Below are 2,799 nucleotides of genomic sequence, written 5' to 3' on the forward strand. Positions count from 1 at the left end.
GGCGTCGGTGCGGCCCTGGGCGAACAGCTCGCGGGCGATCGCGACCTCGGTGGTGCGGGTGTCCGGGACGTGCCCGGCGGCGCGCAGCACGCCGAGGCTCTGCCGGTAGCGTGCCTCGGCGGCCTCGTGGGCGCCGGCCAGCGACTCGACGAAGCCCGCGGCGTCCAGCACCACCGCGTCCGCGAGGTCGGCGTGCACGTCGTGCGAGTAGGTGAGCGCCTCGGCGAGGGTGCTCCGGGCGCCGGCCACGTCGCCGTCCAGCGCCTCCAGGTGGGCGCGGGCGACGAGCACCGGGATCAGCAGCGAGCGGTTGGCCGCGAAGCGCCGGCCGAGCAGCGCGCACAGGTCCAGCGAGGCGGCCACCGGGGTCGGCGTCCACTGCGCCAGCTCGCAGACCGCGCAGAGCAGTCGGTCCTCCTCGTAGCCGTCGCCCAGGGCCCGGGCGCGGGCCAGCGCCAGGCGGAAGGACCGCTCGGCGGAGGCGGTGCGCTCGGCGGCGAGTTCGAGGTGGGCGCGCAACTGGTGCAGCCGGCACCAGCTGAGGTCGTCGCCCCGGTCGCGGTCCAGCCGCTCGGTGAGGCGCCGCGCGTCGGCGGCGACCTCGGCGGGTGCGGCGAGGCCGAGGCGCAGGGTGACGATGCCGCGCTGGATCGCCCGGGTGGCCTCGGCGCGCGGGTCGTCGGGCAGCGCGGCCTCGGCGGCGGCGAGCGCGGCCCGGCAGCGGGCCTCGTCCTGCAGCCAGATACCGGCGTCGCAGACGTGCAGCGCGAGCGCGGTGTGCGCCGGGTCCCCGGCGGGCAGCAACGCCCTCCCGCGTTCGAGGAGTTGGACGGCGGCGGGGATGTCCTTGCGGGCCAGCGCGCGCATCCCCTCGGCGATCAGGGTGCCGGCCGCCGGTCCGGCCAGGTCGGGCAACTTGGGGTCGCCGGGCCGTAGTTGGCGGCGCAGCAGGCTGGTGGCCTCGACGTGGTAGGCGACGGCCATCGGGTCCGGCGGCCGCTCGCGGGAGAGCCGGTCGGCGAGGAAGTCGTGCCAGCGCTCGCGGCGGGTCTTCGGGGTGAACTCGTAGGCGGTGTCGCGCAGGAGGGCCTGGGCGAAGCGGTAGGTGCCGGCCGGTCCGGGTTCGAAGACCCGGCGTCGGGCCAGCCGGGCGGTCGCCTCGTCGGCGGCGGGCGCGGCGGTGCCGTCGGCCTCGGCCATCGCGCGCAGCTGGGCGCGGGTGAACTCGCGCCCGACGACGGCGGCGAGTTCCAGCACGCCGCGTTCGGTGCCGGGGAGCCGGTCGAGGCGGGCGCCGAGCAGGGCCTGGACGGTGGGCGGCACCTGGGTGCCGGGGGCGGTCTCGGCGAAGACGTCCATCAGCTGCTCGGCGAAGAGCGGGTTGCCGTCGCACAGGGTGATCACCCGGCCGGTCAGCTCCTGGTGGTCGTAGGCCCGGTCGTCCTGCGGGTGGACGTCGCCGCGCAGGGCCAGGCTGCCGACCAGCGCGGCGGTCTGCTCCCCGGTCATCGGTCCGAGGTCGACGGTGACGGCGTGCGGGGTGCCGGCGCCCCAGCCGGCGCGCAGCTCGAACAGCTCGGGGCGGGCGACGCAGAGCAGCAGCACCGGGACGTCGCGCAGCCAGGTGGCGATCTCCTCGACGAGGTCGAGCAGGGTCGACTCGGCCCAGTGCAGGTCCTCCCAGACCAGGACCACCGGGCGGGAGCGGCCGAGCACCGTCAGCAGGTGGCGCACGGCCCAGGCGATGTCCGCGACGCCGGCGGCGGGACCGGGCTCGCGCTCGTCCGGTCCGCCGGAAGCGGGCGCGGGGGCGGAAGCGGGCGCGGACTCGGCGACGGCGGCGAGGGTGCGGGCGACCAGGCGCCGGGTGCGGGCCGGCTCGGCGCCGTCCTCCTCGGCGCCCTCGTCCGCGAGCAGACGGGCGAGCGCGGGCCGGCCCCCGGGCAGCGAGTCGAGCATCTCGGCGAGCGGCCGGTAGGTGATGCCCCGGCCGTAGGCGGAGCACCGGCCGGACAGCACCACGGCCTCGCCGTCCGGCAGTGCCGCGAGGAACTCGCGGACCAGCCGCGATTTGCCGATGCCGGGCGCGCCGACGACCGTGGTGAGGTGGACCCGCCGGTGTTCGCGGGCCTGCCGGTAGCCGTCCGCGAGCGCCGCCAGCTCCCCGGCGCGGCCGACGAACGGGGTGAGCGGGGCGGGCCGGTCGGCCGCGGCCCCGGGGGCGGTGATCCGCCAGGCGGGCACCGGGCGGGACTTGCCCTTGAGCGTGAGCGGTTCGACGGGTTCGACGCCGACCCGCGCGCGCACCATGGCGGCGGTGTCCGCGCAGACCAGCACCTCGCCCGGCCGGGCGGCGGTCTGCAGCCGGGCGGCGGTGTTCACGGAGTCGCCGACGACCCGGAAGTCGTCCCCCGGCCGGGTGATCACCACGACGTTGCCGGTGCAGATGCCGGCCCTGGCCTCCAGCCGGACCTGGTACTCGGCGGCGAGTTCGGCGGTGAGGTCGGCCAGGGCGGCGAGCGCGCCGGTGGCGGCCCGCACGGCGCGCAGCGCGTCGTCCTCGTGGGCGACGGTGGCGCCGAACGCGGCGAGGATCGCGTCCCCGATGAACTTCTCGACCACGCCGCCGTGTTCGGCGATGCGGGCGCCGCAGCTCGCGAAGTAGCGGTCCATGACGCGGCGCAGCGGTTCGGGGTCGAGGCGTTCGGCGAGGGTGGTCGAGCCGACGATGTCGAGGAAGAGCATGGACACCTTGCGGCGCGACTCGCGCGGCTCGCGCGCCTCGGCGGGGGGGGGGGG

1 protein-coding gene is annotated in these 2,799 nt (G+C 77.5%); it reads right to left on the reverse strand.

The window, feature by feature from the left end; genetic code table 11:
• Positions 1–2,799, reverse strand: a 2,799-nt coding sequence (locus ABD308_RS15665; protein ID WP_344333975.1) for an AAA family ATPase, incomplete at both ends; no start/stop codon positions are given.

It is taken from the genome of Kitasatospora putterlickiae (assembly GCF_039527695.1).
In the GTDB taxonomy this organism is placed as follows: Bacteria; Actinomycetota; Actinomycetes; order Streptomycetales; family Streptomycetaceae; genus Kitasatospora; species Kitasatospora putterlickiae.